The 23,163-nt window shown below is 61.0% G+C and carries 20 protein-coding genes, 1 tRNA gene and 1 pseudogene; 7 read left to right on the plus strand and 15 right to left on the minus strand.

Annotated elements, in window-relative coordinates:
* Nucleotides 1-13 precede the first annotated feature (13 nt).
* From NF676_RS02250 to NF676_RS02295, 10 genes and pseudogenes are all read right to left on the minus strand, one after another.
* Nucleotides 14-1,438 carry an L-lactate permease gene (locus NF676_RS02250; RefSeq protein WP_150741757.1) on the minus strand — a complete coding sequence of 475 codons (1,425 nt, stop codon included), beginning with the start codon at nucleotides 1,436-1,438 and terminating at the stop codon, nucleotides 14-16.
* A 15-nt stretch (nucleotides 1,439-1,453) separates the two neighbouring features.
* On the minus strand, nucleotides 1,454-2,068 hold the full coding sequence (locus NF676_RS02255; protein ID WP_252887168.1) for a glutathione S-transferase family protein: 615 nt from the start codon (nucleotides 2,066-2,068) through the stop codon (nucleotides 1,454-1,456).
* A complete protein-coding gene (locus NF676_RS02260) occupies nucleotides 2,065-3,846 on the minus strand; it encodes an FAD/NAD(P)-binding protein (RefSeq protein WP_252887169.1) in 1,782 nt (593 codons plus the stop codon). Before NF676_RS02260 ends, NF676_RS02255 begins: the two co-directional genes overlap by 4 nt.
* Entirely contained in the window at nucleotides 3,840-4,871 is a 1,032-nt protein-coding gene (gene sbnB, locus NF676_RS02265) for a 2,3-diaminopropionate biosynthesis protein SbnB (protein WP_041477521.1), read from the minus strand. Before sbnB ends, NF676_RS02260 begins: the two co-directional genes overlap by 7 nt.
* A gap of 5 nt (nucleotides 4,872-4,876) precedes the next feature.
* Entirely contained in the window at nucleotides 4,877-5,851 is a 975-nt protein-coding gene (gene sbnA / locus NF676_RS02270; RefSeq protein ID WP_252887170.1) for a 2,3-diaminopropionate biosynthesis protein SbnA, read from the minus strand.
* A gap of 402 nt (nucleotides 5,852-6,253) precedes the next feature.
* Nucleotides 6,254-6,329: transfer RNA gene (locus NF676_RS02275), tRNA-Phe, on the minus strand.
* Between the two features lie 91 nt (nucleotides 6,330-6,420).
* Entirely contained in the window at nucleotides 6,421-6,693 is a 273-nt protein-coding gene (locus tag NF676_RS02280) for an oxidative damage protection protein (RefSeq protein ID WP_095181067.1), read from the minus strand.
* Entirely contained in the window at nucleotides 6,690-7,757 is a 1,068-nt protein-coding gene (mutY, locus tag NF676_RS02285; RefSeq protein ID WP_041477524.1) for an A/G-specific adenine glycosylase, read from the minus strand. The genes NF676_RS02280 and mutY overlap by 4 nt, the downstream gene beginning before the upstream one ends.
* On the minus strand, nucleotides 7,754-9,970 hold the full coding sequence (locus NF676_RS02290; protein WP_252887171.1) for an AsmA family protein: 2,217 nt from the start codon (nucleotides 9,968-9,970) through the stop codon (nucleotides 7,754-7,756). Before NF676_RS02290 ends, mutY begins: the two co-directional genes overlap by 4 nt.
* 78 nt (nucleotides 9,971-10,048) lie before the next feature.
* A pseudogene (locus NF676_RS02295) lies at nucleotides 10,049-10,242 on the minus strand (acetyl-CoA sensor PanZ family protein); the annotation flags it as partial.
* Between the two features lie 355 nt (nucleotides 10,243-10,597).
* Here NF676_RS02295 and NF676_RS02300 point away from each other — a divergent pair.
* The 7 genes from NF676_RS02300 (at nucleotide 10,598) to NF676_RS02330 (ending at nucleotide 16,417) form a co-directional block, all read left to right on the plus strand.
* Entirely contained in the window at nucleotides 10,598-12,262 is a 1,665-nt protein-coding gene (locus tag NF676_RS02300) for an OFA family MFS transporter (protein ID WP_016772126.1), read from the plus strand.
* 273 nt (nucleotides 12,263-12,535) lie between these two features.
* Complete coding sequence (gene hisB / locus NF676_RS02305) at nucleotides 12,536-13,129, plus strand: imidazoleglycerol-phosphate dehydratase HisB (RefSeq protein ID WP_016772125.1); 594 nt, start codon at nucleotides 12,536-12,538, stop codon at nucleotides 13,127-13,129.
* Nucleotides 13,129-13,767, plus strand: a complete 639-nt coding sequence (gene hisH, locus NF676_RS02310; protein WP_056787225.1) for an imidazole glycerol phosphate synthase subunit HisH — start codon at nucleotides 13,129-13,131, stop codon at nucleotides 13,765-13,767. Before hisB ends, hisH begins: the two co-directional genes overlap by 1 nt.
* Nucleotides 13,768-14,028: a DUF2164 domain-containing protein gene (locus NF676_RS02315; protein ID WP_056787227.1), complete on the plus strand. Its 261-nt coding sequence runs from the start codon at nucleotides 13,768-13,770 to the stop codon at nucleotides 14,026-14,028.
* Nucleotides 14,029-14,070: 42 nt separating this feature from the next.
* On the plus strand, nucleotides 14,071-14,808 hold the full coding sequence (gene hisA / locus NF676_RS02320; protein ID WP_056787231.1) for a 1-(5-phosphoribosyl)-5-[(5-phosphoribosylamino)methylideneamino]imidazole-4-carboxamide isomerase: 738 nt from the start codon (nucleotides 14,071-14,073) through the stop codon (nucleotides 14,806-14,808).
* 9 nt (nucleotides 14,809-14,817) lie between these two features.
* Nucleotides 14,818-15,588, plus strand: coding sequence for an imidazole glycerol phosphate synthase subunit HisF (gene hisF / locus NF676_RS02325; RefSeq protein ID WP_016772122.1), 771 nt, complete (start codon nucleotides 14,818-14,820; stop codon nucleotides 15,586-15,588).
* A gap of 73 nt (nucleotides 15,589-15,661) precedes the next feature.
* Nucleotides 15,662-16,417, plus strand: coding sequence for a substrate-binding periplasmic protein (locus tag NF676_RS02330; protein WP_252887172.1), 756 nt, complete (start codon nucleotides 15,662-15,664; stop codon nucleotides 16,415-16,417).
* Here NF676_RS02330 and NF676_RS02335 read toward each other — a convergent pair.
* The 5 genes from NF676_RS02335 to gpmI form a co-directional block, all read right to left on the minus strand.
* Complete coding sequence (locus NF676_RS02335; RefSeq protein ID WP_252877264.1) at nucleotides 16,398-17,771, minus strand: Vps62-related protein; 1,374 nt, start codon at nucleotides 17,769-17,771, stop codon at nucleotides 16,398-16,400. The genes NF676_RS02330 and NF676_RS02335 overlap by 20 nt on opposite strands.
* Nucleotides 17,772-17,886: 115 nt before the next feature.
* Entirely contained in the window at nucleotides 17,887-18,663 is a 777-nt protein-coding gene (locus NF676_RS02340; RefSeq protein WP_150637970.1) for a divergent polysaccharide deacetylase family protein, read from the minus strand.
* 2 nt (nucleotides 18,664-18,665) lie between these two features.
* Entirely contained in the window at nucleotides 18,666-19,985 is a 1,320-nt protein-coding gene (locus NF676_RS02345) for a S41 family peptidase (protein ID WP_039756590.1), read from the minus strand.
* Nucleotides 19,986-20,016: 31 nt separating this feature from the next.
* Nucleotides 20,017-21,303 (minus strand): murein hydrolase activator EnvC family protein, encoded by a 1,287-nt coding sequence (locus NF676_RS02350; RefSeq protein WP_150637972.1) that lies wholly within the window; start codon nucleotides 21,301-21,303, stop codon nucleotides 20,017-20,019.
* Nucleotides 21,304-21,557: 254 nt separating this feature from the next.
* Complete coding sequence (gene gpmI / locus NF676_RS02355; RefSeq protein WP_095181060.1) at nucleotides 21,558-23,087, minus strand: 2,3-bisphosphoglycerate-independent phosphoglycerate mutase; 1,530 nt, start codon at nucleotides 23,085-23,087, stop codon at nucleotides 21,558-21,560.
* Nucleotides 23,088-23,163 lie beyond the last annotated feature (76 nt).

Here is a 23,163-nt window from a genome sequence, read left to right on the forward strand (position 1 = left end):
GATTCGAAACAATTCACAGAAAGTAGAGCAAAACGATCCCCGTTGCAGCAACTATGACGATGTTCAGCGCCACCAGACCGAAGGCGAAGCGGATCAGGCTGTTTTCTTCCTGGCGGTTGGCCCCGGCAAGTCCGGTGATCAATGACAGGATCGACAGCGAGCCAAGTGCGCCATGGCCGGCGGCGCTGTTGACCATTGCCGCCAGCCACGCCCCGTGTTCGCTGCTCAGCGCGGCAATGGACGGCATCACCAGCGTGTTGCCGCCGACGTTGGAGCCGGTGACATAGCCGGCAATCCCTGCCAGCAGGGCGATCGTCGGTGCCAGCGAAATACCCGACATGGATTGCAACGCGCTTTGCGCCTCGACGAGGAATCCAGCGTTGACCATCACCTGAGACAGCAGCAGGAACAGGAAGATTGTCGTGACCGGAAACTTCGCCCGGTTGAACAGCGCTGGCCACGGGAAACCCGCGCTCGCGGTTTGCCTGAACGCCATCAGCACGGTCACGATCAGCAGCGCCAGCCCTGGAGACGCCAGCGGCTTCCATGAAACGTGTTCGCCCCTGACAACCCACAGGCCATCCCAGCCCGACAGCACGAACAGTCCGCGCGACGCCACAATCACTCCCAGCAAGGCCAGATAAGGCCATGCCGCGCTCGGCCAGCGCACCAGTTTTTTCCGTTGCGCCCAGGAGATGCCCAGGCCGACGCAAGCCACGGCCAGCCCGGCCAGCACACCGGAGACTTCCGGGCCGACCCACAGGTTGATGGAAAACAGCACGGCAACGAACAGGGCGGTCACGACAAGCAGCCCCAGCCACGCTGTGATCCTGCGGATGCCGGCCTGCCACAAGGCCAGCGACGCCAGGCAGAGGAACACCGGCGCGCTGATCAGCGCTGAATGACTACCGAGAGTTTGCGCCGGCAAATGTGCCAGCAAGGCGCCGATCACCGTTGCCAGACCCAGCGTGCCCCACGGCATGATCACCATGCCGGCGAGAGCGATTTTCATCCCCGACTGGCGAGTGAAAAGCCCCATCAGCAGCGGCACCGTGGCGATCAGCGAAACGCCGAAGCCGGTCATCGCTTCCAGCAGCGGCGCCAGCCCCAGCACGATGAAAATCACCTGCGCCGGGGGTGTCCAGCCGAGTTCCTTGACCCACGCGCCGATGGCCTGCGGTGCACCGCCGCGCTCGACCAGAATGACGAAGGCCAGCCCCGGGACGATTACGCACGCGGTGCTGAGAAACAGGATCGTGGTGTCCTGAAAAATCGCCGAGGAGATGGCCGCCGACACCGGCCCGGCAGCGCCCAGTGCCCACAGCACCAGCACCAGCACCACACCGGCCAGCGCGGCCTGTACCGGCGGACGCCGGAGGATCAGGATCAGCGCGATCACCAGCGCGATCGGTGACATTTGCAGCAAGAGAGAGCTCATAGCGGTTTCCTTGGCTTAATCGTGCGTCTGTCCGCTGTACTCGGTCGCCCGCATGGACGCGCGCTGGCAGAACGTCTGATACCACTCGCTCAGGCGTGCTTGCGCCGAGAAGTCCGAGAGTTGACGGAAAACGATCCAGTCCAGCGCGGTCGCCAAGGCGAGGTGGCCAACGGTGATCGGGCCATTGAGGTCGACGTGTTCTTCGATGAAGCGATACGCCTCCTTGAGTTTGTAGGCCTGGCCGTCCGCGTACGCCGGATAGCGCAAAGCCTCGGGGCGCCGCTCGACTTCCCAGCGCAGCTTGATGCCGACGTCGCACATGCCCTGCGCCAATGCCTGCAGGCGCAGCGCCTTGTAGCGCTCGGGGCCGCTTGCCGGGATGAATTTACGGCCGTTGCTCAGGTCATCGAGGTATTCGCAAATCACGATGGAATCGAACAGTGCGGTGTCGTCGGGCAGCATCAGCACCGGCACTTTACCCAAGGGGTTGGCCTGGTAAATGGTCGCGTTCGGTGAAGTCGGGCTGGTCTCGTGATGTATCACCTCAAGGCTCGATGCGATGCCAAGTTCGTGAGCCAGCACCAACACCTTGCGGGCGTACGGCGAATGCGTCTGATAGTAGAGTTTCATGCGCGAGTTCCTGTCTCAAGGATGGCGGTGGCGACTCGATGGGCGTCCATGAACAGCCGCGAAGGTGCGCCCGCCGAGGTGACGTAGTGGTTGTAATAGCAAGAACTTTCGGCGAGCGGTCCCAGCACCCAGATGTCACGCACCGCTTCGCCGCTGTTCGACTTGGGGTTGGACGCCGCGTCGACATCGATGCCGTCGATGCCCGGCACATCGGTGCGCGGACGCACAAGGCCCAGGCGCGCGAGGTCGCGCACAGGTGCGCAGTCGCTGTGGCTGACGCCGCTGCTCTGCACGTAACCGGCGACTCGCTTGAAGTGCTCGATCGCGGGGCGTGAGCCGGGCTTGAGAAAGGTCAGCAAACCGGCATCACACAGCGCGAGCAGATCGGCGTGGCGCTCCTTCTGCGGGCCGGCGACCAGACGGTTGATCGCCTTGTGCCAGCGGCCATAGAACTGCCGATGCGAATCTTCGGTGAGCCCGTCGAAATCGACCGCCTCACGCAGCCGGTCACGCAAGTCGCGCCAGACTTCGATGGCGGCTTTGATCGGCGACGCGCCGCGTCCCAGACGTGCTTCATGCAAGTCGGCTTCGAGGGTGTCGTAAATCCATGCGTGATAGTTGTAAGGCGTCACGCTGTCGGGCAGTTTGTGGCTGATCAGCTCCAGCGGATTGATTGCGGCGGCAATCGCTTCGAACTCGCGCAACAAGGCTTCACAAGCGGCCACACCGGCAGGGCCGACAACGCTGACGGTTCTGAGCTGCTCAAGCAGCTGTTGTGGCGCTGAAGGTTTATGCAGAACGGCGACCGCAGCGGCACGCATCTCCAGCAGCATCAGCGGCAGAATGTCCCGTTCGAAATCCAGTCGGCGGTTGTGCGCGTTGACCCGCAACGATTCGATACGCTCGCTCGTGAGCAGCACGGCGCTATGGCGGGGGCAGCCGATCAAGCCATTGGGACGCGTGCGAAACGGCAGCCCGTCCCGCGACTGAATGAAGATCACCGGCTCCTGACCCGAAGGCTGGTAAGTGTGACTGCCATCGGCCATGGGTTTGTAGATCCCGCCTCTGCCAGCCGTCAGCGCCGCCAGGGTGTCCATGGCGCCCAGGCCCAACCCTTCGATCAACACCGTTTCGCCGGGCTCGACGGTGGTGAGGCTGCCGGGCAGCGGATAGACGTTATCGACCCGGTTCTGCCCCGCCAGGCGCAGGCGCCCGGTGTGGCCGACGGTCAGCACCAGACGATCCACCGTCACCGCAGCGCCTTCGGCGGTCAGCAGAATGTATTGCTGATTCTCGTTGCGCTCGACCGCCGTGACCTGATGCCGATGCAGATTGACCGTGACCCAGGCGGGTGCGGTCGCGAGGATCCGCGTGAAGGCGTCGGCCAGATAAGCGCCGAGCAGGTGCCGTGGCAGAAAATCCTCCGGCTCGACGTCGCGACCGTCGGCGGCGAGCAGGCCGCTGTCGGGGTCAACCTTGACGCGCTGTGTTCGGCACCACACGAGAAAGTCCGGCCCTGGCCGTTCCCGGGCGTCGGTCAGATCACCGAACGCTGCTGCGTCGGGAAATACCCCGAGCTGACCGGCGACGGTGTTGAGCAGCAGGTAGTCCGGTTGATCGGGCCAGTGCGCGCCGCTGCCGAGCACGTTGGACTCGAAGATGTCGATGAACACCGGTTGTTGCGGGCGTTCCTCGGCGCGGCTCAACAGGCGCTCGAATATCGACAATCCGCGCGAACCGCAGCCGACCAGGCCGATGTGCACAGGTGCCTTCACCATCTGCGCTCCTCGCCAAAAAATGACGGGATGGCAATTGCCGTACCGGCCGCCACCGCAATGTCGTGGATCATCCGGCCAATCGCGAGATCGAGAATGCCCATGCCGAATGGCGAATAGATCAGCGGTTTGTCTTGGGCGACATGCAGGTCACCGCGAATCAGCTGCGCCACTGTGCCGGTGACAAAGTCGCGATGGCCGTATTGCTGCTCGGCCAGATGCGGTGAGGTATTGGCCTTCAGGCAATGGGTGATGTCGTCGAAGTAGTTGTAACTTTCCTCGATGATTTCGGCGCCGATATCCCGCAGCGAGATGTTCAGAACAATCTGCCCCGGGCGGAACGTGCCCTGGCCTTTTACGTAGGGCTCGCCCGCGCTGGTGGCGAACACCACGATGTCGGCTGTCAGTGCGTCTTCGAGCGACAGCAGACGCACATCCGGCAGGCCCAGTTGTTCGCCAAATTCCGCGAGGGCTTGCGCCGATTCGGCGTTGAGATCGTGAATGCCCACGCTGTCGAAGGACCAGTCGTCCGCGACGAAAGTCTCGAGGATATTTCTTGAGATTACCCCGCCACCAATGATCGAAAGTGTCGCCGCGTGGCGGTTCTGGCCATTCAGCCACCAGGCACCCAATACCGCCGACGCCGCCGTGCGCACGGCACTGATCAGCGCACCTTCGAGCAGGGCGTAGGGATAACCGGTCTGCGGGTCGTTGAGAATCAGCACGGCAGATGCGCGCGGAATGCCTGACTTGATGTTGTCGGGATAACTGGCAATCCACTTGATCCCGGAGACGGATTGATCGCCCTCGCTGTCGACGATGGCCGCCGGCAGCGCAATGATCCGGTTCGCCGGTTGCGCAGGGAAACGCAGAAAATAACTGTCGGGGTTAACGGTTTCGCCACGCTCGTGGGTCAGGTAGGTCTGCGCCACCATGTCGATGGTTGCATGCCGCAGCCCGTTGAGGATGTCTTTGACGACAGCGCCGGGGATGACGTGGAACGGCTGGATCGGATTCTGTGTGGTCATGAGGATTACGCCGAGAGTGCCAGAGCTATTTCAGGGAAAAGGGGCTGCAGTGCGGTTGCGCCGATCCGCTGGGTGACCCAGTCGTCGGAATAGATGGTTTCGAGATAGCGCTCACCCATGTCGGGGGAGATCGCCACCACGACATCGTCGGGCCGGATATGCGGCGCCCACTGGCGGATGCCGGCGAGCACAGTCCCGGTGGAGCCGCCGAAGAGCAGGCCGTAGCGTTGCGCCAGCCAACGGCAGACCTTGATCGTCTGTTCCTCGGGAATCGACAGGAAGTCGTGAATGCCCGACGACTCGAATATCTCCGGCAGGCGGCTGGTGCCGAGCCCCGGGATATGGCGCGTGCCGCCCGGCAGGCCGAACGTCACCGAGCCGACGGTATCGACGGCAATGACTTTGGTCTGCGGATGATGTTCGGCGAAGTAGTTCTTGCAGCCCATCAGCGTGCCGGTGGTGCCCGCGCCGACGAACAGGTAATCCACCTGGGAAAACTTGCGCGCGATGGACCTGGCAGTCGCTTGATAGTGGGCGAGGGGGTTGGTCGGATTCTTGTACTGGTTGAGCCAGATGTAGTCGGCGTTGTCAGCGACCAGTTGTTCGATCAGGCGAATCCGCGAATTCAGGTAACCGCCGTTCTCGTCACGCTGATCGACCATGAGCATTTGCGCGCCAAGGGCTTGAATCAGCTTGCGGTTCGGCGCGGAAATATTCGGGTCGATTACGCAAACGAACTTGTAGCCCTTGGCCGCGCAGACCATGGCCAGCGCAACGCCCAGATTCCCCGATGAGGATTCGATAAGGCGGGTCTTGTGGTTGATCAGTCCGCGAACTTCAAGATCAGTGATCAGCGCGTGCGCGGTCTTCAGCTTGATGGAGCCGGCGGGATTCAGTCCTTCGATTTTCAGCTGGATCGTTGCGCTGCAAAGATCGCCGATCTGCACATAACTGTCTTCATTGATGAGTTGCTTGATCATACGTCGTCCGTTTCGCTCTTTTGCCGGGCGCACGGGGGCGCCAGCATTCATCCTGGAATGTTTGAAAAGCAGTAACTGCAGTTCGCCTGTGGGTTGGGTTCAGATTTTTTGCTGGACAGGAAGTGACCTTGCGGGCGACGCCGATCGATTCAAAAAATCAGGGTTTGCGCTCTGAGGGCTACAGGAGTCCAGAGTGTTGCGGGGCGCAAAGTAGAGCCAGTCATTGGCTCGCCAAGGCTTGCTTGAAGTATTGGCGAAACGCCATCTACACGGAGAGATACAGATTTCGGGTTTTTTCCAGTACAGCTGGAATCCGGGTGTATCGAAGGGGGAAGAGAGGAGGGGGGTCAAATCGCAGGCATAAAAAAACCCTGAATCTTGCGATTCAGGGTTTTCGGTATTTGGTGCCCAGAGACGGAATCGAACCGCCGACACGGGGATTTTCAATCCCCTGCTCTACCGACTGAGCTATCTGGGCAACGGGGCGCATTAAAAGGGTTTTTCGGATTTACGTCAACGACTTTTTGAAAATTTCTTAAATTAATTCCGTCGCTTACGAAATCTGCGGGTTATTCGGCTGGCGGCACGTAGCCTTCGGCCTTGGCGTATTCCTCGCCGGAGAAGTACTTGTCCATTTCGCCCTGCAAGTATTTGCGATCGTCGGCGTTCATCATGTTCAGGCGCTTTTCGTTGATCAGCAGGGTCTGGTGTTTCTGCCAGTCGGCCCAGGCCTTGGCCGAGACGTGGTCAAAAATATCCTGGCCCTTGGCGCCCGGGAAAGGGGCGCGCTCCAGCGCGGGCAGTTCTTCTTTGTACTTGCGGCATATTACGGTGCGGGTCATGGCGACTCTCCTGCATTCAATACGGCGGCCGCGCGTTCGAGCAAGGTCTTGACCGGGGCAGCAAGGCCCAGGCGCGGCGGGGTGGCGAGGTTATACCAGAGCCAGTCGGCCTCGGCCACGTGATGGCTGGCTTCCTGCACCTGAACCAGCCACGGTTCGATGGACAACTGGAAGTGGCTGAAGGTGTGAATCAGGCTCGGCAGCGCCTGCTGCTGGCCCATGGTCAGCGAGTGTTGATCGGCCAGATGCTGCAGATCTTCCAGATCATCCAGTTCCGGCAGGCTCCACAATCCGCCCCACAGTCCTGTTGACGGGCGGCGGTAAAGCAGAATCGCGCCTTCGCCGTTGGCGAGCATCGGCATCAGCGTGCGTTTCTGCGGGATGGCCTTGCGTGGCTTGGGAATCGGATAACGTGTTTCCAGACCAAGCATGTGCGCTTCACAGCCACGCTTGAGCGGGCACAGCAGACAGCTCGGCTTGCTGCGCGTGCAGAGTGTGGCGCCAAGATCCATCATCGCCTGGGTGTAAGCGTTGACCCGATCGTGCGGGGTGAAGCGCTCGGCGTTGGCCCACAGCTGTTTGGCGACTTTCGGTTCGCCGGGGTAGCCCTCTTGCGCCGTGAAGCGCGCCAGCACGCGTTTGACGTTGCCGTCGAGGATCGGCGCGCGCAGGCCCATGCTGATGCTGGCGATCGCCCCCGCGGTGGACAGGCCGATGCCCGGCAGCTCGGTGAGTTTTTCCACGTCACGCGGGAATTCGCCAGCGTACTGGCTGACGACGATCTTCGCGGTCTTCTGCAGATTGCGTGCGCGAGTGTAATAACCCAGCCCGGTCCACAGATGCAGCACCTCGTCTTCCGGCGCTTCGGCAAGCGCTTCGACTGTCGGCAGCGCCGCCATGAAGCGCTCGAAATAGTTGAGCACGGTGCTGACCTGGGTCTGCTGCAACATGATCTCGGACACCCAGACCCGATACGGATTGATGTCCTGCTGCCACGGCAAGTCGTGGCGGCCATGGCGGTCGAACCACTCCAGCACCGCCGTGGAAAACTGCTCCGCTGTCATCGCTTGAACAGCCCCTTCAATGCGTTTTTCAGTTCCGGACTGACTTTGTCGCCCAGTTTCTCGTCGATCTTTTCGCTGAGTTTGTTGCCGGCCATTTTGCTGGCGACCTGACCAAGACGGTCATTGTCGACACGGCAGGCCTTGGCGCCCAGTTCCAGCGGGCCACGGCAGCGCAGCGGCCACTCGATGCCGACGAACTTCTCGCCGACCTGACAGGCCGGGTCGGGCATGGCGCTGGTATCGCCTTCGACGATGATGCCGACACGGTAATCCATGCCGAGCACGCGCAGGTCGATGTCGCCGTCACCGTTGACGGTCATGCCAGGGATACGCACTTTCAGGTCGGGGTTGCTGGCGACGCCGTTGCGCACGGTCAGGTTGCCCTTGAGCTCCTCGAACGGCGTGTCCTTGCCCCGAGGCTCGCCGCTAAGGGTCTTGCGGTTGAGGGTGGCGATGCCTTTGCACAATTGCTGTTCAAGATTGGCGTTGAGCAGCACGCCGTTGTTGATGACGAAACTGGCGTTGCCGTTCAGCGTATCGATCAGCGCCTGTTGGCTGTTGCCGCTGCCGGTGAGGCTGCTGGTCAGCGTCACCAGCCCTTTGACCGGTGGAGTCTTGCCCTGGCTTTCGATGATTTTTTCCACCGGGACGCGATTGAGCCGGGTCTGCAGGTTCAGTACCGGCGCGCTTGGGCGCACGTCGAGCGTGCCGTTGGCGACGAAACCGCCGTTGTACAGATCACCGCTCAGGTTAGTCAGTGTCAGCAGGCCGCCCTGACCGGTGGCTTTGAGCGCGGCGTTCTGGATTGGCAGTTTGTCGAGGGTCAGTTGGCCGAAAGTCAGGTCGGCGTCCACGTCCAGTTTGGCCAGGCGCTCGACCGGCAGCAGGCGCTCGGTGCTCCAGGCGGTTTTGCTCGGTTTGTCCGGCAGCGGCGTGGTACCTGCGACGGCGCCGGCCTCGGTGCTGGCGACTTCGGCCTGACGGGTTTGCGTGGCGTTGTTGGCCTGGGCCGATTTCGGTGGCAGGTAACGGTCGACGTTGAACGTGTCGGCCTTGAGAATCGCGCGCAGCGATTGTTTGGCGAAGTCCTCGATGGCGATGCGGCCGCTGAAGCTGCTGTCATCGAGTTTCAGGTTGATATTGTCGAACGACAGACTGGTCGGGGTGGCCGCAACGCGGCTGACCAGTTCGACCTTGCTCAGGCTGCCTTCGCCCATCGCCGGCAGTGTCTGGCCGATGCTGTCGACGAATTTCGCCAGATCGAACTGGGCGATGGAAATGCCGCCGCTGATCTGTGGCGTCTTGTCGAGGTCGTTGGCTTTCAACTCGCCCAGGGCGCGCAACTGGTTGGCGGAAATTTTGATGCCGGTCCATTCGGCGACGTTCGCCGCTTTATCCAGCAATAACTGGCCTTGAGCAGAGAAGGTCATGGTCTTGCCTTGCAGCGGATCGCCAGCGAGCTCGCCGGTCAGCTTCAGATCTTCGAACTTGTAGCGCTGCAGGGCGCGCTCGAAGCGCAGCTCGCCGTTGAGCTCGGTGCGCACGCGCAGCACCGGTTGATTGGTGCCGAGGAACGCGGTGGCTTTCACCGGGATATTGGTCGAATCGTGTACCGGGCCGGTGCTCAACTGAATGCTTTCGGCACTGAACTGCTTGCCGGTCAGCTCATCGGTGTATTCAACGCGGGCGTTGTTGACGGTCAGGCTGTCGATGTCGAGGCGGATCGGTTGCGCCGGTTTTTCCACGGCGACGGTCGGCTCGCTGGCGGTCGTGCCCGTTGTGGCGGGTGGCGTCGAGCCGGGTGCCACTGGCACCTTGCCGATGTCTTCCCAGTTGCCGTGGCCGTTCTTGTCGCGGTTCAGGCGCAGGTTGAGGCCTTCGACGCGCACGTCGCTCATCTGCACTTCGCGGCGCAACAACGGCAGCACGCGCACGGACAGGCCGAGCATCTGCAAGTCGGCAAACGGTTCGGCAGGCTTGGCCAGGGTGGCGACGCTGGCTTCGTGCAGTTCCAGACCAAGCCACGGGAACAGGCTCCAGCCGATATCGCCATTGAGCGTCAGCTCGATGTGGGCCTTGTCGCGGGCAATCTGGCGGATCTCGTCTTTATAGTCGTTGGGATCGAAGAGGTGGGTCAGGGCAAAGCCTGCCGCCACAATGATCAGCAACAGCCCGAGAAGTACCAGACCCAGGATTTTGCCGAACGCTTTCATGGGCGAGTCCTTGTAGTTAGTCGAATTGGTCATATGGCCGGGGAGTATAGCGCTGCCGGCGCCCGGTTCGGTGTGGCGTCATCTGCCGAGGGTCGGCGGCGGCACCTGCAACTTCGCCACAGGGCCTGCGCTTGAGGATGCCCGGCGGGCGCCAGAGGGCGCAATCCGGCCCCCGCTTGCGACGCCATTTTTTGCGCTTGGTTCACCCGTCGTTCAGTCACGCCCAGACGACGGGTAACTTTTCGCACGCATAAATGGGACAAGTAGCAAATGCACATATCGGTGTCAGGCACCTAAACAACATCCGGCATGGTAACCCCATTGAAATGCCGTCTGTAGGAGCTGCGGAACGCTGCGATCTTTTGATTTTGGCATTTTCAAAAAGATCAAAAGATCGCAGCGTTCCGCAGCTCCTACAGGGGGCGAACACAGGTGACAGAAAAAAGGTGATATCAGTTTGGTTTTTCTGTCACCTGAGAATGGTAACCTTCGCCAGTTCGTCCGCCCGTCTGCGACTTAACGTCGCGCCTTCAAGGAGCTTCACCTAAAAAAACGGTCATGCCTGCGTGCATAAGGCCGAGGGTGAGCAGTGGCTGGCGAACCATACTAACAATTGGGGGATACACAATGAGCACGAGCATCACGGCGGACGGCCTCAAAGCCGACCAGCCTGCGTTCCTGTCCAAGGAACGCATCATCGCCAAGCCCGGTTTCAACCGTTGGCTGGTTCCACCGGCCGCTTTGGCCATTCACCTGTGCATCGGCATGGCCTACGGCTTCTCGGTGTTCTGGTTGCCGCTGTCCAAGGCACTGGGCGTTACCGCGCCGGTGGCTTGCGCGCCGGACATGAGCTTCATCGCACAGGTATTTTCGTCGAACTGCGACTGGCCGATCTCCATGCTCGGTTGGATCTACACGCTGTTCTTCATCTTCCTCGGCTGCTCGGCAGCGATCTGGGGTGGCTGGCTGGAACACGCCGGGCCTCGTAAAGCGGGCGTGGTCTCGGCCTTGTGCTGGTGCGGCGGTCTGCTGATTTCCGCGCTGGGTATCTATACCCACCAGATCTGGCTGATGTGGATCGGCTCCGGCGTGATCGGCGGTATCGGTCTGGGCCTGGGCTATATCTCGCCGGTGTCGACCCTGATCAAGTGGTTCCCGGACAAGCGCGGCATGGCGACCGGCATGGCGATCATGGGCTTCGGTGGCGGCGCAATGGTCGGTGCACCATTGGCGACTGCGCTGATGAGCCACTTCGCTTCGCCAGAAGGCGTGGGCGTATGGCAGAGCTTCGTAGCCATGGCGGCCATTTACTTCGTGTTCATGATCGGTGGCGCACTGTCCTACCGCGTGCCGCCAACCGGCTGGAAACCTGAAGGCTGGACCGCTCCGGCGAAGAAAGCTTCCAACGCGATGATCACCAACCGTCACGTTCACGTGAATGTAGCCTGGAAAACTCCGCAATTCCGTCTGGTCTGGCTGGTGCTGTGCCTGAACGTGTCGGCGGGTATCGGCATCCTCGGCATGGCTTCGCCACTGTTGCAGGAAGTGTTCGGCGGCAAACTGCTGGGCGTCGATGTGCCGTTCGGTCAGCTCGACGCTGGCCAACTGGCCTCGATCGCGGCGATCGCAGCGGGCTTCACCGGTCTGCTTAGCCTGTTCAACATCGGTGGCCGGTTCTTCTGGGCCTCGTTCTCCGACTACCTGGGCCGCAAGAACACCTACTTCGTGTTCTTCGCGCTGGGTTTTGCCCTGTACGCGCTGATTCCGAACATGGGCCATCTGGGCAACGTTGCGCTGTTCGTGGCGGCGTTCTGCATCATCCTGTCGATGTACGGCGGTGGTTTTGCCACCGTTCCGGCGTATCTGGCCGACCTGTTCGGTACACAGATGGTCGGTGCGATCCACGGTCGTCTGCTGACTGCCTGGGCCGCTGCCGGGGTGCTCGGTCCGGTGCTGGTGAACTACCTGCGTGAATATCAGTTGAGTATCGGCGTGGAACGCGCTGCCGCTTACGACATCACCCTGTACATCCTCGCCGGCCTGCTGGTGCTGGGCTTCCTGTGCAATCTGATGGTCCGTCCGGTGGCCGACAAGTACTTCATGACTGACGCTGAACTGGCTGCTGAACAGGCGCTGGGTCACGACAAAGGTGCTGACGCCAGCACCGTTCTGGAGTGGAAAGCCGCGCCGGGCACCAAGCCTCTGGCGATCGCGGCATGGCTGGTGGTGGGTATTCCGTTGGCGTGGGGTGTGTGGGTGACTCTGCAGAAAACGGCGGTATTGTTTCACTAAGGTGTTAGCTGAATAAACGCCGAACCTGTGGGAGCGAGCCTGCTCGCGAAGACGGAGCACCAGTCGACATCCATGTTGGCTGGCGTACCGCATTCGCGAGCAGGCTCGCTCCCACATTTGTTTATGGCATGCCTGTACTGGCTTGTATGGACATGTCTACCCGCGACAGCCGGGCGTTCTATCCGTCAGGCATCTCACCTCTCGTGTTTCTGTTTGCCTCCTGCGTGCCTATAATGGCTGCCTTTTTCGCCCAATGATTTTGCGGAGCTGGTGATGGCCGAACGTAAGGCGTCTGTCGAGCGCGACACTCTGGAAACCCAGATCAAAGCCTCGATCAACCTTGATGGCACCGGAAAGGCCCGATTCGATATCGGTGTACCTTTTCTTGAGCACATGCTGGATCAGATTGCCCGTCACGGGTTGATCGACCTGGATATCGAATGCAAGGGCGATCTGCATATCGACGACCACCATACGGTGGAAGACGTCGGTATCACCCTCGGCCAGGCGTTTGCCAAAGCCATCGGCGACAAAAAAGGCATCCGTCGCTACGGCCATGCCTACGTGCCGCTTGATGAAGCGCTGTCGCGCGTGGTGATCGATTTCTCCGGTCGCCCGGGCCTGCAGATGCACGTGCCGTACACCCGCGCCACCGTCGGTGGTTTTGACGTTGACCTGTTCCAGGAATTCTTCCAGGGCTTCGTCAACCACGCGCTGGTCAGTGTGCACATCGACAACCTGCGCGGCACCAACACTCACCACCAGATCGAAACCGTGTTCAAGGCTTTCGGCCGCGCCCTGCGCATGGCCGTCGAGCTGGACGAACGCATGGCCGGGCAAATGCCGTCGACCAAAGGCGTTCTGTAATGCAGACGGTCGCAGTTATCGACTACGGCATGGGCAATCTGCACTCGGTGGCCAAAGCGCTCGAGCACGTCGGCGCCGGCAAGGTGCTGATTACCAGCGACGCGAACGTGATTCGAGAAGCCGACCGTGTGGTATTCCCGGGCGTTGGCGCGATTCGCGATTGCATGGCGGAGATCCGTCGCCTCGGCTTCGACTCGCTGGTCCGTGAGGTCAGCCAGGATCGGCCGTTCCTCGGCATCTGCGTCGGCATGCAAGCCTTGCTCGATACCAGCGAAGAGAACGCCGGCGTCGACTGCATCGGCCTGTTTCCGGGCGCGGTGAAATTCTTCGGCAAGGATCTGCACGAAGACGGCGAGCACCTCAAAGTCCCGCACATGGGCTGGAACGAGGTAAAGCAGAAGATCAGTCACCCGCTGTGGCATGACATCCCGGATCTGGCGCGTTTCTACTTCGTGCACAGCTACTACATCGCCGCCGCCAATGCGCGGCAGGTGGTGGGCAGCGGTCATTACGGTGTCGATTTCGCCGCAGCGCTGGCCGACGGTTCGCGTTTCGCCGTGCAGTTCCACCCGGAGAAAAGCCATACCCACGGCCTGCAACTGCTGCAGAACTTCGCTGCGTGGGACGGTCGCTGGTAAATGGCTGTCAAGAAGTCCAGACCGCCGATCCTGACCCTCACTCCCGAGCAGGAGAGCGAGGCCAATCGCAAGATCCAGCGGTTCATGGAAGACCGTTTCGAACTGGACCTGGGTTCGTTCGAAGCGGCGGAAATTCTTGAGCTGTTTACCCGCGAGATTGCACCGCACTATTACAACAGGGCGATTTTCGATGTGCAGACCCACCTCAAGGAACGGTTTGAAAGCATCGAAAGCGACCTGTGGGCGCTCGAGAAAAACTGATTCCCGAGCCAAGCTGAACATTCCAATTTTAAGGTTTGCCAGATGCTGATTATTCCCGCTATCGATCTCAAAGACGGTGCCTGCGTACGTCTGCGCCAGGGCCGCATGGAAGATTCCACGGTGTTCTCCGATGACCCGGTGAGCATGGCTGCCAAGTGGGTGGAGGGCGGTTGCCGCCGTCTGCATCTGGTCGACCTGAACGGCGCGTTCGAAGGCCAGCCGGTCAACGGCGAAGTGGTTACCGCAATCGCCAAGCGTTACCCGACCCTGCCGATCCAGATCGGTGGCGGCATTCGTTCGCTGGAAACCATCGAGCATTACGTCAAGGCAGGCGTGAGCTACGTGATCATCGGCACCAAAGCCGTTAAGGATCCCGCGTTCGTCGCTGAAGCCTGCCGTGCGTTCCCAGGCAAGATCATCGTGGGTCTGGATGCCAAAGACGGTTTCGTTGCCACCGACGGTTGGGCGGAAATCAGCACCGTACAGGTCATCGACCTGGCCAAGCAGTTCGAAGCCGACGGCGTATCCTCGATCGTTTATACCGACATCGCCAAAGACGGCATGATGCAGGGCTGCAACGTACCGTTCACCGCTGCGCTGGCCGCTGCCACCAGGATTCCGGTGATCGCTTCCGGCGGCATCCATAACCTGGGTGACATCAAGTCGCTGCTCGACGCCAAGGCACCGGGCATCATCGGCGCGATTACCGGCCGGGCGATCTATGAGGGCACTCTCGATGTCGCCGAAGCGCAAGCTTTCTGCGATTCGTACCAAGGCTGAGGACTGACCATGGCGTTAGCCAAACGCATCATCCCTTGCCTGGACGTGGACAACGGCCGGGTCGTCAAAGGCGTGAAGTTCGAGAACATCCGCGACGCCGGTGACCCGGTGGAAATTGCCCGTCGCTACGACGAGCAGGGCGCCGACGAAATTACCTTTCTCGACATCACCGCCAGCGTCGATGGCCGTGACACCACGCTGCATACCGTCGAGCGCATGGCCAGCCAGGTATTCATCCCGCTGACCGTCGGCGGTGGTGTGCGTACCGTGCAGGACATCCGCAACCTGCTCAATGCCGGCGCGGACAAGGTGTCGATCAACACCGCCGCCGTGTTCAACCCCGAGTTCGTCGGCGAGGCCGCGCAGCATTTCGGCTCGCAGTGCATCGTCGTTGCCATCGACGCCAAGAAAGTTTCCGGTCCCGGCGAAACCCCGCGCTGGGAAATATTCACCCACGGCGGGCGCAAGCCGACCGGTCTCGACGCAGTCGAGTGGGCGAAGAAAATGGAAGGCCTCGGTGCCGGCGAGATCCTCCTGACCAGCATGGATCAGGACGGCATGAAAAACGGTTTCGACCTCGGCGTGACCCGCGCCATCAGCGACGCGCTGGGCATTCCGGTGATCGCTTCCGGTGGTGTCGGCAATTTGCAGCATCTGGCCGATGGCATTCTCGAAGGCCATGCCAGTGCGGTGCTGGCGGCGAGTATTTTCCACTTCGGCGAATACACCGTGCAGGAAGCCAAGGCCTACATGTCGCATCGCGGCATCGTCATGCGCTAAAGCGTACAGGCCAGTGGACAGCATGGCGCGCCCAAGGCACTCTTGGGCACGCCATGGATTCCGGTAGCCCGACATGATCAAACGCCTGCTTGTTGTTCTCGCCAGCGCCTCGTTGTTGTTCATCAGCAATGCCCGGGCCGAAACCAGTCCCGACACCGATCTGGTGCTGCTCACCGAGAACTTCCCGCCGTACAACATGGCGAAGAACGGCAAGAATTTTGCCCAGGGCGACAACATCAACGGCATTGCCACGGACATCGTTCGCGAGATGTTCCAGCGCGCCGGCCTCACTTACAGCCTGACCCTGCGTTTCCCCTGGGAGCGTGTCTACAAACTCGCCCTGGAGAATCCCGGCTACGGGGCCTTCGTCATGGCGCGCCTGCCCGATCGCGAAAGACTGTTCAAATGGGTCGGCCCAATCGGCCCGGACGACTGGATCCTGCTGGCCAAGGCTGACAGCAAGATCACCCTCGAAACCCTCAATGATGCGCGCAAATACAAGATCGGCGCCTACAAGGGCGATGCGATTGCCGAGACGCTCTCCAAGCAAGGCCTCAAACCGGTAGTAGTGCTGCGCGATCAGGACAACGCAAAAAAACTGCTCAATGGCCAGATCGATCTGTGGGCCACGGGTGATCCTGCCGGCCGTTATCTGGCGCGGCAGGATGGCGTGACCGGCCTGAAGACCGTGCTGCGCTTCAACAGCGCCGAGTTGTACCTGGCGCTGAACAAGGACGTCTCCGATGAGGTGGTCAACAGGCTACAGACCGCGCTGGATCAGTTGCGCAAGGAAGGCGTGGTCGATGAAATCATGGCGCGCTATCTGTAACGGCTGACTCCTCGGGCTCTGGCAGGGAGGTGCTGATTTCGCCCTCGGTCGCAGGCGCAAGCACAGTCTGATCTTCGACCGCCTCTGGCTCCGAAGCGACGATGATTGCAGGCTCGGTAGGTGCGTACTGGCTGATGTGCAGGCTATTGCCATCGGTGTAGCTGAAACCTTCCGTCACTGCCGTGCCGTCCGCGCGCACCAGTCTGTATTCGCTCTGGGCCAGGTAGGCGGCCACTGAGCGGTTTTTGTCCACCACCGCAACCACTTCGATGGTCGCTGTATTGAGCCATTCATTCGAATGCAGTTCGCATTGGGTGAAATCGTGGCCCAGCCGTGCGGAAAACATCAACGCGCCGTGCTGACGGGTTTGCCATTGCGCGCCGAATTCGATGCAAGTGGTTTGAGTGAAAGTACGCAAGCCGCCAGTACGCTGGGCGCGCTGCGCATTCCACCTGAATATCTGGCTGTCGTTGCCACTGTTGCGTGCGTGACCGACGAGGATGTAGCGATCCTTGCGTTCAAGCAGATAGAAGGGCGAGTGACGCCATTGCTCAGCGGCGGTGTAACGCGGATCGTTGACCGTGAACCAGGGGAGGCTGGCGGTGTAAGTCGCATCGTCCGTTGGCTCTACAGGTGTTGGCGTCTCGCCGCAGAGCACCGGTGGCGATGGGCGTGTAGACATCTGCAGGCCGATCTGCAAGCGCAAGCAGTAGACCGGGAAACTGGCCGGTCGGGTGTAGTCACTCAAGCTGAAAAAACTGCCCGATGCCAAATAGACTTCGCCCGGCAAAGCGGCTGGAGGAACGGCGCTCCAGGTGCTGACGCGCTGTCGGGCCTTGCTGCCCTTGTCGTCCCAGATCAGATCGGTGGTATTCGACGCGATCACCAGGTCTTCGCGAACGCAGCGCACCGCGTTGAGCGAAGGTTTTTCATGATCGTTCGAGCACACCGACCCCAGCGCTACGTAGCCTGCGGGAGCTAGCGGTCGCCAGATCGACAGATCTCTTTTCGAGCCTGATCCGGAGTCCTTCCAGACCAGCTCGTAATCATCGGGACGTCGCAGTGCCCTGCCTTTGGTGGGGTCAGTGCTGGCAATGTCTGCCTCACAAACAACCGCGACCACGCGTTCACCGTTGATGTTGCCAACGCCTCTGGTGACGAAGTCGCCCAAGGGGAAATAACCGGGCAGCGCGTCGGGAGCCGGGGTCGGGCGCCAGAACGACGCGGGTCTGGCCGACAAACCGTTGGTATCCCAGATGCGCAGAAATTCTGTTGTGAAGTTGATCAGCAGGTTATCGATGCGGATCGGTTCAGTCCGCCCAACGGGCGGGATAATCGGGGCGTTGTTTGTCATGGGCACTCCTGATAGTTGCAAGCGACTCAAAGGAGCCGCGACCTGTTGCAGGTCTCACTATCCGGAAGGGGGATGGGCGTTCGGTGGTAACTATGTATTGCAACGTGACCGGGTGTTACCGGTAAATGCCATCCTTGCCATGGCCAGCCATGGCGCGGTTGCTGCGCACGCTGATCATCTGCTTGATATCGATCCAGTCGATGCCCTGCGCTTTGAGCTTGGGTAATTCGCGCTCGAGCACCGCCAGGGTCTGCGGATACGGATGGCCGATCATCACCGCTGAACCCTGTTTGTGCGCCAGGGCGATCGCGGTCTGTAACTGAGTGGCAATGGCCGCTTCGGTGCGCTCATCATCAAGAAACACATCACGGGAAACGCTGGCCAGGTCGATCTTCTGCGCCTGCTGCGCAGCGACCGTTTGAGCGCTGGTGCGGCTGTCGACGAAGAACTTGTGCCGACGCTGCAATTCGCCCATCAACCACGCCATCGCCGCAGGCTGCGCGGTCATGCGGCTGCCCATGTGATTGTTGATGCCGGCAGTGAACGGGACTTTTTCAAACGCGGCATTCAGGCGTTTCTGCAGCTCTTCAATGGGCAGTTCGGGGTGCCAGGCGTACGGCCCGGTGGCCGGGTCCATGGGCATGTGCAGGATGACGATCTTGCCGGCGCGATGGGCTTCGCGGGCAAATTCGGTGGCGTGGGGGGTATCGGGCATGATCGCCGCCGTGACCGGGCCGGGCAGGGCGAGCACGCGACGATCCCGGGGCAGGTTCTGCCCCAGGTCATCGATGATCAGTGTCAGGTAGGCCTTGTGCGGCGAGGAACTGGCGGGCTCTGCTTGGGCAAGACCCGCCAGACAGCACAACAGAACGCAGAGGGAACGCAACAACATCCTCAGCGGCCGGACGTGATGCTCAGGCCTTTGAGCAGGCTCAGGGCCTGGGCCAACTGGTAATCGTCATCCTGCGGCATCGCTTTCGCCTTGCCGCCGGAGCCGCTCGGTTTGTCGGCGCCGCCGTTGCCGTTGCCCAAGTGACCTTGCAGATCGGCTTCCTTGAAGTATTCGCTGTCGGCTTCGTTGGTGATCTTCGCGCGGCGCACTTCGATGTCCGGCACGATGCCCTGAGCCTGGATCGAGCGGCCGTTCGGCGTGAAATACAGCGCGGTGGTGATCTTCAGCGCGCGGTCGTTGTTCAGCGGTAGCACGGTCTGCACCGAGCCCTTGCCGAAACTGGTGGTGCCCATGACCACGGCACGTTTCTGGTCCTGCAGGGCGCCGGCGACGATCTCCGAAGCCGAGGCACTGCCACCGTTGATCAGCACGACCATCGGTACCGCTTCGCTCTCGTCCTTGCCGGTGGCGGAGAAGCGCAACTCGGAGTTGGCAATGCGGCCCTTGGTGTAGACGATCAGACCTTTGGTGATGAAATGGTCGACCACTTCCACCGCCGATTGCAGCACACCACCCGGGTTGTTGCGCAGGTCGAGGATGATGCCGTTGAGCTTCTTGCCGTTGTCCTTGCGCAGTTTGGCCAGAGCCTTGGAGACTTCTTCGCCGGTCTTGACCTGGAACTGGGTGATGCGGATATAGCCGTAGCCCGATTCCAGCAGCTGCGCCTTGACGCTCTTGACCTGAATCACTGCACGGGCCAGGGTCACGTCGAACGGCGTGCCGCCATCGCGAACCAGGGTCAGGGTGATTTTCTGGCCGATCTTGCCGCGCATCTTGTCGACGGCTTCGGTCATGGTCTGGCCACGGGTTGGCTGGCCGTTGATCTTGACGATGAAGTCACCGGCCTGGATGCCAGCCTTCGACGCTGGCGTGTCATCAATCGGCGAGACGACCTTGATGAAGCCGTCTTCGGCGCCGACTTCGATGCCCAGACCGCCGAACTCACCACTGGTGCTTTCCTGCAGTTCGGTGAAATCTTCCGGGCCAAGGTAGGCCGAATGCGGATCGAGGTTGCTGAGCATGCCCTTGATCGCGTTTTCCAGCAGGGTCTTGTCGTCCACAGGCTCGACGTACGCGGCTTTGATCCGGTCCATGACCTCGGCGAAGGTGCGCAGCTCTTCCAGTGGCAACGGCGCCTTGGCGGTCGCGGCAGTGCCTGCCGGAGCGACGGTCGGGGCCGGTTGCGCGGCGAACGCCAGAGGCGCGCCGATCACCAGGGCGATCGTCAGGGCCAGCGAGGTAAGGCGGGACAAATGCAGCATGTCGAACGAACTCCTGAATTAGGTGGTGCGCTTATCCTTGCGCACGGCACCATTGCGCCGGATCACTCGGGTGACCCTGCTGACGAATTGCGAAATACAGCGCTGGCGTGTCCTGACCGCCACTGTTACCGACAGTGGAGATCGACTCGCCCGCCTTGACCACATCACCCGCCGACTTGAGCAGCGTCTGGTTGTGGCCGTAAAGACTCAGAAAACCGTTGCCGTGATCAAGAATCACCAGCAAACCGGCACCGCGCAGCCAATCGGCGAACACCACGCGCCCGCCGTGTACGGCGTGCACCTGGCTGCCGGCGGAGGCGCTGATCATCACGCCATCCCACTTGGTGCGGGCGTCGTCGCCACGGCTTTCACCGAAGCGTGCGAGTAATCGACCATCAACCGGCCACGGAAGTTTTCCCCGCGTTGCAGCAAAAGGCCCGCCAAACGTTTCGCCGCTGCTCGATACCAGCGCGCCGGGGCTTGATCTGGCGGGTTTTCGTGGGGCGTCGCTGTTTTCAGCCTGCGCCTCACGCAAACGCTTTTTTTCCGCTTCCTGCTGGGCGATCAGCGCTTTCTGCCGCGCCTCTTCTGCCTCACGAGCCTGTCGGGCCAGGGTTTCTTCAATGGTTTTAAGGACTTTAGACAGGTCTGCCTGATCCTGCTCGCGGGCGGCGAGTTTCTGGTCGCGGGCCTTGACGTCGTCATTGAGTCTGGCGAGAACCTGCTGGCGCTCCTTGCGGACTTTCTCGAGTGCTTCGCGCTGCGTGTCGAGGTCGCTTTTCTGCACCAGCAACTGCGCTTGCTGCAGACCGATGTCTTTTTCGACATTGGCCAGTTGGCGCAGGGTTTCGTTGAAGTTCTTCAACTGCTCCAGGCGTGCCTGGCTCAGGTAGTCGTAATAGGTGAGGGTGCGGGCGAATTTCTCGGGATTCTGCTGGTTGAGCAGCAGCTTGAGGTATTCCTGGCGGCCGTTCTGGTACGCCGCTCGGGCCTGAATGGCGATCAGTCGCTGCTGTTCAGTGCGCGCGCTCTGGAGTTTTTTTTTCTCTGCATCGAGCCGCTGCAGCTCGGATTCGCTTTTCTGCAGTTCTTTCTGCAGCGCGTCGACCTGCTTCTGCAGCTTGCCCATCTCGGTTTCAGTGCCCTTGAGCTCTTTCTGCACGCCGGACTTTTCTTCCTGCAGCTTGCCCAGAAGCTTTTTCAGCTCGGCGATATCCTGACGCGTGGCCTCCAACTGCTGTTGGGTTTGCGCGCGCTCGTCGGCGAAGGCCGGCTGGAGCAGACAGGTCAGAGCAAGGGCGATCAGGACGCGAAGCATAGGGGCGGGCGGCACCAGGGTAAGGGACGGCCTAGTATGCCCGCCCGAGGCTGCAAAAAAAACGCCCAATTGGGGCTGTGTGATAACTGGCTGGAGATACAGCTGAAAATAATCTTCGAAACCAGCACAAACCACTGTGGGAGCTGGCTTGCCAGCGATGGCGGCTGCACATTCAACATAAATGCTGGCTGTCAGCTTGCTATCGCTGGCAAGCCAGCTCCCACAGGGTTTTTGCGGTGTTTTCCGGATTCGGCTCAGACCAGAATCGAAGTCCCGGTCATCTCCGCCGGTTTTTCCAGACCCAGCAACATCAGCATGGTCGGTGCCACGTCCGCCAGCACGCCGCCTTCGCGCACTTTCAGGTCGCGTTTGCCGACATAGATGAACGGCACCGGCTCGGTGGTGTGCGCGGTGTGCGCCTGGTGGGTTTCTTCATCGGCCATTTTTTCGACGTTGCCGTGGTCGGCAGTGATCAAAGCTTCGCCGCCGACTTTTTCCAGCGCTTCAACGATGCGACCGACGCAGGTGTCGAGGCACTCGACCGCTTTGACCGCTGCATCGAACACACCGCTGTGGCCGACCATGTCGCCGTTGGCGTAGTTGACCACGATCACGTCGTAGCGCTGGTTTTCGATGGCGTCGACGATACGGTCGGTGACTTCCGGCGCGCTCATTTCCGGCTGCAAGTCATAAGTAGCGACTTTCGGCGACGGGATCAGGATGCGCTCTTCGCCCGGGAACGGTTCTTCACGACCGCCGGAGAAGAAGAAGGTCACGTGAGCGTACTTCTCGGTTTCAGCGATGCGCAGCTGGGTCTTGCCGTTTTTTGCCAGGTAATCACCAAGAACGTTTTCCAGGCTGCCGGCGGCGAAGGCCGACGGTGCCGGAATGCTTGCGGCGTACTGGGTAAGCATGACGAAACCGGCCAGTTTCGGCTGACGGGCGCGCGCGAATTCCTTGAAATCGTCTTCGACGAACACACGGGTCAGCTCGCGTGCGCGGTCGGCACGGAAGTTCATGAACACCACGGCATCGCCGTCTTCGACTTTGACCGGCTCACCGATGGAAGTGGCTTTGACGAATTCGTCGCTTTCGCCACGGGCGTAGGCGGCTTCGAGACCTTCCTGAGCGGTGGCGGCGTTGAATTCGCCGTTGCCGTCGACGATCAGGTTGTAGGCCTGGGCGACGCGATCCCAACGGTTGTCACGGTCCATGGCGTAATAGCGGCCGATGATGCTGGCGATCCGGCCTTTGCCCAATGCCTGGAACGTCGCGTCGAGCAGTTCGATCGACGAGGCAGCGCTTTTCGGCGGCGTGTCGCGGCCATCGAGGAAGGCGTGCAGATAGATTTTTTCGGCGCCGCGCTTGAAGGCCAGCTCGGCCATGGCGATCAGGTGATCCTGATGGCTGTGCACGCCGCCATCGGACAGCAGGCCCATGAAGTGCACGGCTTTGCCGGCGGCCACGGCTTTATCCACAGCGGCGCAGATGGTCGGATTGTCGAAGAATTCGCCGTCGCGGATCGCTTTGGTCACACGGGTGAAGTCCTGATACACCACGCGCCCTGCGCCGAGGTTCATGTGGCCGACTTCGGAGTTGCCCATCTGGCCGTCCGGCAGACCGACGTCCATGCCGCTGCCCGAGATCAAGCCGTTCGGCACGGTGGCCCACAGACGATCCAGCACGGGTTTCTTTGCCGCGAACACAGCATTGGATTCGGGGCTGTCGCTGTGACCGAAGCCGTCGAGAATCATCAGGACCAAAGGTTTGGGCGTAGTCGTCATGGAATCCACTCGTGGCTGATAAAGAAGAGGGCGATGGAAAACGGAGTTGGAGTTTAAAGCGAAGTTCCGACCGCGT

The sequence above is a fragment of the Pseudomonas siliginis genome (genome assembly GCF_024072275.1).
Lineage (GTDB): Bacteria > Pseudomonadota > Gammaproteobacteria > Pseudomonadales > Pseudomonadaceae > Aquipseudomonas > Aquipseudomonas siliginis.